The sequence below is a fragment of the uncultured Streptococcus sp. genome, from assembly GCF_963516515.1.
Taxonomy (GTDB): Bacteria; Bacillota; Bacilli; order Lactobacillales; family Streptococcaceae; genus Streptococcus.
On sequence record NZ_CAUQCJ010000010.1, the window covers coordinates 45,787 to 54,434 of the forward strand.

The 8,648-nt window shown below is 40.4% G+C and carries 8 protein-coding genes; all 8 read left to right on the forward strand.

Annotated features, from left to right (window positions below):
- The first annotated feature begins 6 nt into the window (after nt 1-6).
- A complete protein-coding gene (gene recN / locus RYL77_RS03505; protein WP_315009898.1) occupies nt 7-1,674 on the forward strand; it encodes a DNA repair protein RecN in 1,668 nt (555 codons plus the stop codon).
- Between the two features lies 1 nt (nt 1,675).
- Entirely contained in the window at nt 1,676-2,404 is a 729-nt protein-coding gene (locus RYL77_RS03510) for a metallophosphoesterase family protein (protein WP_315009900.1), read from the forward strand.
- A 78-nt stretch (nt 2,405-2,482) separates the two neighbouring features.
- The gene (gene lepA, locus RYL77_RS03515; protein WP_315009902.1) at nt 2,483-4,306 is read left to right on the forward strand and encodes a translation elongation factor 4; all 1,824 of its coding nucleotides are present in this window, start codon (nt 2,483-2,485) and stop codon (nt 4,304-4,306) included.
- A 259-nt stretch (nt 4,307-4,565) separates the two neighbouring features.
- Nucleotides 4,566-5,042, forward strand: a complete 477-nt coding sequence (locus RYL77_RS03520) for a PTS sugar transporter subunit IIA (protein WP_315009903.1) — start codon at nt 4,566-4,568, stop codon at nt 5,040-5,042.
- 38 nt (nt 5,043-5,080) lie between these two features.
- A complete protein-coding gene (locus RYL77_RS03525) occupies nt 5,081-5,386 on the forward strand; it encodes a PTS sugar transporter subunit IIB (protein ID WP_000590547.1) in 306 nt (101 codons plus the stop codon).
- A 46-nt stretch (nt 5,387-5,432) separates the two neighbouring features.
- Nucleotides 5,433-6,908, forward strand: coding sequence for a PTS galactitol transporter subunit IIC (locus RYL77_RS03530; protein WP_000338736.1), 1,476 nt, complete (start codon nt 5,433-5,435; stop codon nt 6,906-6,908).
- A 98-nt stretch (nt 6,909-7,006) separates the two neighbouring features.
- Nucleotides 7,007-7,903 carry an aldose 1-epimerase family protein gene (locus RYL77_RS03535; protein WP_315009906.1) on the forward strand — a complete coding sequence of 299 codons (897 nt, stop codon included), beginning with the start codon at nt 7,007-7,009 and terminating at the stop codon, nt 7,901-7,903.
- Between the two features lie 285 nt (nt 7,904-8,188).
- Nucleotides 8,189-8,614, forward strand: coding sequence for a galactose-6-phosphate isomerase subunit LacA (gene lacA / locus RYL77_RS03540; protein WP_000029277.1), 426 nt, complete (start codon nt 8,189-8,191; stop codon nt 8,612-8,614).
- Nucleotides 8,615-8,648 lie beyond the last annotated feature (34 nt).

Here is an 8,648-nt window from a genome sequence, read left to right on the forward strand (position 1 = left end):
GTCTATATGTTACTTGAAATTTCGATAAAAAACTTTGCCATTATTGAGGCTATTTCCCTCAATTTTGAAAAGGGAATGACTGTCCTGACTGGTGAAACGGGTGCAGGGAAGTCGATTATCATTGATGCCATGAATATGATGTTGGGGGCTCGTGCGACGACAGATGTTATTCGTCATAGTGCACCAAAGGCAGAGATTGAGGGACTTTTCTCAGTTGAAAATAGTCGTCTTTTACAGGAAATTTTTGATGAGCAAGGTTTGGAAATGGGTGATGAAATTATCATCCGTCGGGAAATTCTGCAAAATGGTCGGAGTATCAGCCGTGTGAATGGTCAGATGGTCAATCTGTCGGTTTTGCGTGCTATTGGGCAACATTTTGTGGATATCCATGGTCAGCATGACCAAGAGGAGTTAATGCGTCCTCAACTGCACATCCAGATGCTGGATGAATTTGGCGATGCAGCTTTTTGGGACTTGAAAGAAACCTATCAAACGAGTTTTGATGCCTATCGAAAAATGCGCAAGCAGGTTCTGGAAGTCAAGAAAAACCAACAGGAACACAAGACTCGTATTGAGATGTTGGAATTTCAAATGGCAGAGATTGAGGCAGCAAACTTGCAAGCAGGTGAAGACTTGGCTCTTAACCAAGAGCGAGATAAACTCCTCAACCATAAAAATATTGCGGATACACTGACCAATGCCTACAGTATGTTGGACAATGAAGACTTTTCAAGTCTGGCCAATGTTCGTTCGGCCATGAATGACATGGAAAGTGTCGAAGAGTATGACACCGAATACCGTGAAATTTCCAGCTCTCTGTCTGAGACCTACTATGTCTTAGAAGACATTAGCAAACGTCTGGAAGCTATTATTGAGGACCTTGATTTTGACGGCAATCGTCTTATGCAGGTTGAGAATCGTTTGGACCTTCTTCATACCATTACTCGTAAGTATGGTGGGACTGTAGACGATGTCTTGCTTTACTTTGCTAAAATTACAGAAGAATATAATCTCTTGACAGGCAATAACCTTTCGTCTGAGGACATGGAAGCAGAGCTTAAGAAGTTGGAAGTCAACCTTGTTGATTTGGCAGGCCAGCTTGCATCTGCTCGTCATGATTTGGCTCAGCAATTGGAAGCTGAGATTAAACAAGAACTGCAAGACCTTTATATGGAAAAAGCCCAGTTTCAGGTTCGTTTTAGCAAGGGCAAATTTAGCCGTGAGGGCAATGAAACGGTTGAGTTTTACATTTCAACCAACCCTGGCGAAGACTTTAAACCCTTGGTCAAGGTTGCATCTGGTGGGGAATTATCCCGTCTCATGCTAGCCATTAAGTCTGCCTTTTCACGTAAAGAGGGCAAGACAAGTATTGTCTTTGATGAGGTGGATACGGGAGTTTCAGGTCGTGTAGCTCAGGCCATTGCACAGAAGATTCACAAGATTGGCCAGCATGGTCAGGTTCTGGCTATTTCCCATTTGCCACAAGTGATTGCGATTGCGGATTATCAATTCTTTATTGAGAAGATTAGCAATGAGCATTCAACGGTTTCGACTGTTCGTCTCTTGACGGTTGAAGAGCGAGTGGAGGAAGTTGCCAAGATGTTGGCAGGTGATGATGTGACGGAAGCAGCCCTGACGCAAGCCAGAGAATTGTTGAGAAACAAGGAGAAATAAGATGACAGACTATTATGTAATTGGAGATGTTCACGGAAAAGCTGGGATGCTGGAAGACCTTCTCAAAACATGGGATGGTCAGACCCAGTTACTCTTTCTAGGGGATTTGATTGACCGCGGTGAAGATAGTCGCCGTGTTCTTGAAATGGTTAAGGACTTGGTTGATAATCAAGGGGCTATCTGTTTATCAGGAAATCATGAGTATATGTTTTTAACTTGGCTCGATGACCCAGAAGAAAGTTATGACCACTATCGTCGCAATGGTGGAGATACAACCATTAACTCTATCCTAGGTCGTCCCTTGGATGCACCAGTTGACGGAGTAGAAGATGCCAAGCGTGTTGCTACCGAAGCGGCAGATTTAGTCGAATTTATTCGTCAAATGCCATTTGTGGTAGAAACAGACAAGTATATCTTTGTTCACGCAGGTATTGATTTGACCTTGGACGACTGGCATGAAACTACAGATTATAAAAAAGTCTGGCTTAGAAAACCATTCCACGAAGCCGAAAATCATACTGGAAAAATCATTGTCTTTGGTCATACACCAGTCTATGGTTTGTTGAAGCAAGACCGAGGTACAGCTGAACTTTGGACTACAAAAGATGGCAAGATTGGCATGGACGGAGGAGCTGTTTATGGTGGTGTCCTTCATGGGATTGTCTTTACAGACCAAGGAATGACAGAACATCACTTTATCGAAAATGACGGCTTTGTCGCTGAAGATTAGTACTCCTAGCAGGGTATGGTCTTGTCAAAATATCAAAAACAATTTATAATAAATAGATACCCTGAAAGGAAGAGAATCATGAACTTAGAAGAATTGAAAAAACGACAGGAGAAGATCCGTAACTTCTCTATTATCGCCCATATTGACCATGGAAAATCGACTCTAGCAGACCGCATTTTGGAAAAGACGGAGACGGTTTCAAGTCGTGAAATGCAGGCTCAGCTTTTGGATAGCATGGATCTAGAACGGGAACGTGGGATTACCATTAAGTTGAATGCCATCGAGCTGAACTATACTGCAAAAGATGGGGAAACTTATATTTTCCACTTGATTGATACGCCAGGACACGTGGACTTTACTTATGAAGTTTCACGTTCGCTAGCTGCCTGTGAGGGAGCGATTTTGGTGGTTGATGCTGCTCAAGGAATTGAGGCTCAAACCCTTGCCAACGTGTATCTAGCCTTGGACAATGATTTGGAAATCATGCCAGTCATTAATAAAATTGACCTACCAGCTGCAGACCCTGAGCGCGTGCGTACAGAGATTGAAGATGTCATTGGTTTGGATGCCAGTGAAGCAGTTTTAGCTTCTGCCAAGGCTGGTATCGGTATCGAAGAAATCCTTGAGCAAATCGTAGAAAAAGTGCCAGCTCCAACGGGTGATGTTGCAGCACCACTCAAAGCCTTGATTTTCGACTCTGTTTACGATGCTTATCGTGGGGTTATTCTCCAAGTGCGTGTCATGGATGGAGTGGTCAAGCCTGGCGATAAGATTCAGCTCATGAGCAATGGCAAGACCTTTGATGTTACTGAGGTAGGTATTTTTACACCCAAAGCAGTTGGTCGTGATTTCCTTGCGACTGGTGACGTTGGTTATATTGCAGCTTCTATTAAGACGGTTCAGGACACTCGTGTGGGTGATACCGTTACCTTGGCAACCAATCCTGCGGCAGAGCCATTACATGGCTACAAGCAGATGAATCCTATGGTCTTTGCGGGTCTCTATCCAATTGAGTCAAACAAGTACAATGACCTTCGTGAAGCCCTTGAAAAATTGCAACTGAATGATGCTAGTCTTCAGTTTGAACCAGAAACATCTCAGGCACTTGGATTTGGTTTCCGTTGTGGATTCCTTGGACTTCTCCATATGGATGTTATCCAAGAACGTTTAGAGCGCGAGTTCAACATTGACCTCATCATGACAGCTCCATCTGTTATTTACAAGGTTAATTTGACTGACGGGGAGTCTATGGATGTCTCTAACCCATCTGAGTTCCCAGACCCAACCAAGATTGCGACTATTGAAGAACCTTATGTTAAAGCTCAAATCATGGTACCGCAGGAGTTTGTCGGAGCAGTAATGGAATTGGCTCAGCGCAAGCGTGGGGACTTTGTGACTATGGACTATATTGATGACAATCGTGTTAATGTCATCTATCAAATTCCACTTGCTGAGATCGTCTTTGATTTCTTTGATAAGCTCAAATCTTCAACACGTGGTTATGCAAGCTTTGACTACGAATTGTCAGAGTACCGCCCATCTAAGCTAGTCAAAATGGACATCCTTCTCAATGGAGACAAGGTAGATGCCCTCAGCTTTATCGTTCATAAGGATTTTGCCTACGAACGTGGGAAACTCATCGTTGATAAGCTCAAGAAAATCATTCCTCGTCAACAATTTGAGGTGCCAATTCAAGCAGCAATTGGACACAAGATTGTGGCTCGTACAGATATCAAGGCCCTTCGTAAGAACGTACTTGCTAAATGTTATGGTGGTGACGTTTCTCGTAAACGCAAACTCCTTGAAAAACAAAAAGCTGGTAAGAAACGCATGAAAGCCATCGGATCAGTAGAAGTCCCGCAAGAAGCCTTCCTCAGCGTCTTGAGCATGGATGAAGAATAAATTTTTAAAATAACTTTTTATTATTTATATGACGTTAATATAAGAAGAAAATGCTAAAGCAGACTTTAATGGTCTGTTTTTTAGTTTCTAAAACAAAAAATGTTTACTGTGTTTGTTTATGTGTTTGTTTTAATAAGTCGAACTATAAAAACAACAAAAATATAAAAAAAGAGACAAAAAACAACAGAAAATCATTGACAACGATTTCATATAGTGTTATACTTATAGCATAAAGTTAATGGAAAGAAGGGAAAACCTTATGGGATTAGATCATTTCTTTGACAAAAACCTTGTGTTTTGCTTAGAAGCGGATAATCAAGAACATCTCTTTGATCAGGTTGCAACTTTATTGGAAGAACGAGAAATCGTAACTCCAACTTATCGTGAAGCCTTGATCACGCGTGAAAAGTCATTTCCAACTGGCTTAGATATGGAATTTTTGGGTAAGGATTTGCCGAATGTGGCTATTCCTCATACAGATACGATTCATAATCTTGCCGAAAAAGTTGTGGTCGTTCGATTAGAAAAACCAGTGACTTTCCACAATATGATTGCGCCAGATAAGGAAGTAGAAGTATCCTTGCTCTTCTTTATCATTAATAACTCAAGTTCAAGTCAAACTAACATTCTTGCTCAGTTGATGGACTTCTTTACAGGAAATGGCCATTTGGAAGATTTGGCTAAAATTTCTGAACCAGAAGCTCTCTATACTTATATCTCTGAAGCAACCGCTTAATCTTGTCTATTAAAAATATTAAATCGGAGGAAATCCATATGATTAAAATTCTAGCTGCCTGCGGTGCAGGTGTTAACTCAAGCCACCAAATTAAAAGTGCTCTTGAAGAAGAACTTTCAAATCGTGGTTTTGATGTTCACTGTGATGCGGTAATGGTCAAAGACGTTAACGAAGATCTTATCAAAGGTTATGACATCTTCACACCAATTGCTGCAACAGACCTTGGTTTTGACCCAGGTATTCCAGTTATCGAAGCTGGACCAATCTTATTCCGTATCCCAGCTATGAGTGCTCCAGTATTTGACAATATTGAAGCAGCTATTAAAGAACACGGATTAAGCTAATTTTAATTTGTTAACATTCATATAACACAAAAAGGGAGGAACTGTTATGGATGCAATCTTCGGCCTAATCAAAGAATTTTTCACACCTATCTTAGATATGGGTGGACCTGTCATCATGTTAATCATTTTGACAGTATTGGCTTTACTTTTTGGAGTGAAATTCTCCAAAGCGCTTGAAGGTGGTATCAAACTTGCCATCGCTCTTACAGGTATTGGAGCTATCATCGGTATGCTAAATGGTGCTTTTTCAGCATCACTTGCAAAATTCGTTGAAAACACAGGTATCCAATTGAGTATCACTGACGTTGGTTGGGCACCACTTGCAACAATCACTTGGGGATCTGCTTGGACACTTTACTTCTTGCTCATCATGTTGATTGTCAACGTAGTGATGCTTGCTATGAAGAAAACTGATACACTTGATGTTGATATCTTCGATATCTGGCACTTGTCTATCACAGGTCTTTTGATTAAATGGTATGCAGACAACAACGGTGTGAGCCAAGGGGTTTCACTCTTTATTGCTACAGCAGCTATCGTCCTTGTTGGTGTGTTGAAAATTATCAACTCTGACTTGATGAAACCTACATTTGATGACCTTCTTAACGCTCCAAGTTCATCACCAATGACTTCAACTCACATGAACTACATGATGAACCCAGTTATCATGGTTTTGGATAAGATTTTTGAAAAATTCTTCCCAGGTCTTGATAAATATGACTTTGACGCTGCTAAATTGAACAAGAAAATCGGTTTCTGGGGTTCTAAATTCTTTATCGGTTTCATTCTTGGTATTGTTATCGGTATTATGGGAACTCCACATCCAATTGAAGGTGTTGCAGATGCAGATAAATGGCGTCTAGTTATCAAAGGTTGGTTGTCTCTTGGTTTGACAGCTGGTGTATCTTTGGAACTCTTCTCACTTATCGGTTCATGGTTCATCGCTGCCGTAGAACCACTTTCACAAGGTATTACAAACGTTGCTACTAAACGTCTTCAAGGACGTAAATTCAACATCGGTCTTGACTGGCCATTCATCGCTGGTCGTGCTGAAATCTGGGCTTGTGCCAACGTACTTGCACCAATCATGTTGATTGAAGCAGTGCTTCTTTCAAAAGTCGGAAATGGTATCTTGCCACTTGCAGGTATCATCGCTATGGGTGTTACTCCAGCTCTCTTGGTTGTAACACGTGGTAAATTGCTCCGTATGATTATCTTCGGAACACTCTTGTTGCCACTCTTCCTTCTTTCAGGTACACTTATCGCACCATTTGCAACAGAACTTGCTAAAGGTGTAGGTGCCTTCCCAGCAGGTGTGAGCCAAACTCAATTGATCACTCACTCAACTCTTGAAGGACCAATCGAAAAACTTCTTGGTTGGACAATTGGTAACACTACAACTGGTGATATCAAAGCAATCCTTGGTGCTGTAGTCTTCCTTGTATTCTATATCGGTATCTTTGCTTGGTACAGAAAACAAATGATCAAACGTAACGAAGAGTACGCAGCAAAAGCAAAATAATGCGCTCCTATAAAATGTAAATTGTTAAAGCTAGGTTGTCATACCATTAGGAGTGACAGCCTAGTTTTTTATAAACTATCAAGAAATCGGAGAAAATAATGGTAATTGAATTAAAATCGGAACAATTAAGTGTTCAATTTAACAGTTTTGGTGGGGCTCTTTCTTCTATAAAAGATGCTGAGGGTCTTGAGTATTTGTGGCAAGGGGATGCCACTTATTGGAGTGGACAAGCTCCTGTTCTCTTCCCTATTTGTGGTTCTTTGAGAGAGGATACAGCTTTCTATATAGATGAGAAGAGGCAAGAAAGCAAAGGAAAGATTCCTCGTCATGGTTTGGTTCGTAAGAAAGAATTTGAATTAGTTGAACAGACAGACAAGAGTGTAACTTTTGCAATTGAAGACGATGAGAATAGCTATCAAAACTATCCTTATCATTTCCGCCTAGAAATCACTTATATCCTTACTGGTAAGACAGTACGGACTCAATACAAGATTTTCAATAAAGAAACTAGCAAGGTCATACCTTACTTTATTGGTGGACATCCAGGCTTTAATTGTCCTCTACTGGATGATGAAGTCTATGAAGACTACTATTTAGAGTTTGAGAAAGAAGAGACTTGCTCTGTTCCACGCCCTTTCCCAGAAACAGGTATGTTGGATTTCCAAGATAGAAGTCCATGGCTAGAAGGTCAAAAAGAAGTAGACCTCAGCTATGATCTTTTCAGTACAGATGCAGTTACTTTAGATGAATTACAATCTAGAACAATTGCCCTTCGTTCTCGTAAACATGATAAGGGATTGAAAGTGCACTTTGCAGAGTTTCCAAACCTCATTATCTGGTCAACTTTGAATAAAGGTCCTTTCATTGCTTTTGAACCATGGTCTGGCTTGTCAACATCCCTTGAAGAAGGAAATCATCTAGAAGATAAGAAGAATGTTCGTCTCCTAGAACCTGGTCAAGTGGATCAAATTGGTTTTGACATCGAAATTTTTTAGTTAAAAAACACAAAAACAAACATTAACTGTTGACTTTTTCAGGAAATAGGAGTATATTATGTTTGTAAGCAACAAATGATGTTTGTAACAAACAAATAATCACTTGTTATATTCTCTTTCGTGGAGAAGGATTATTTCTAGGAAACTGATTTCCTAAACTTGAATAAGGTGTCATTCATCTCATTCAATCTAATTTGTCAATAAACTGCTAGAAAGTCTTTTGTAGGTAAACTGCTAGCTATAAAAGTCTTTACTAGCCTAGAAAAATAAAAAGGAGTATACAATATGTCTATTGTTATCGGTGCAGATGCTGCAGGTTTGAGATTGAAAGAAGTTGTGAAAGACTTCTTGGAAAAAGAAAACTTCCACGTTGTGGATGTTACAGCTGAAGGTCAAGACTTTGTTGATGTGACTCTTGCTGTTGCTGCAGAAGTAAACAAAGAAGAACAAAACCTTGGTATCGTGATTGATGCTTATGGAGCTGGTCCATTTATGGTCGCAACTAAGATCAAAGGAATGGTTGCTGCAGAAGTATCTGATGAACGTTCAGCTTATATGACTCGTGGCCACAACAACTCACGCATGATCACTATGGGTGCACAACTTGTTGGTGATGAATTGGCTAAAAATATCGCTAAAGGATTTGTTAACGGTAAATACGATGGTGGACGTCACCAAATTCGTGTTGATATGTTGAACAAAATGTGCTAATTAGATTACAGTAAGAAAGGTAAGTTAAAAATGA

What these genes read in the sequence shown, in the direction of transcription:
- recN (WP_315009898.1), top strand. Translation starts at nt 7, where the DNA reads ATGTTACTTGAAATTTCGATAAAAAACTTTGCCATTATTGAGGCTATT.
- RYL77_RS03510 (WP_315009900.1), top strand. Translation starts at nt 1,676, where the DNA reads ATGACAGACTATTATGTAATTGGAGATGTTCACGGAAAAGCTGGGATG.
- lepA (WP_315009902.1), top strand. Translation starts at nt 2,483, where the DNA reads ATGAACTTAGAAGAATTGAAAAAACGACAGGAGAAGATCCGTAACTTC.
- RYL77_RS03520 (WP_315009903.1), top strand. Translation starts at nt 4,566, where the DNA reads ATGGGATTAGATCATTTCTTTGACAAAAACCTTGTGTTTTGCTTAGAA.
- RYL77_RS03525 (WP_000590547.1), top strand. Translation starts at nt 5,081, where the DNA reads ATGATTAAAATTCTAGCTGCCTGCGGTGCAGGTGTTAACTCAAGCCAC.
- RYL77_RS03530 (WP_000338736.1), top strand. Translation starts at nt 5,433, where the DNA reads ATGGATGCAATCTTCGGCCTAATCAAAGAATTTTTCACACCTATCTTA.
- RYL77_RS03535 (WP_315009906.1), top strand. Translation starts at nt 7,007, where the DNA reads ATGGTAATTGAATTAAAATCGGAACAATTAAGTGTTCAATTTAACAGT.
- lacA (WP_000029277.1), top strand. Translation starts at nt 8,189, where the DNA reads ATGTCTATTGTTATCGGTGCAGATGCTGCAGGTTTGAGATTGAAAGAA.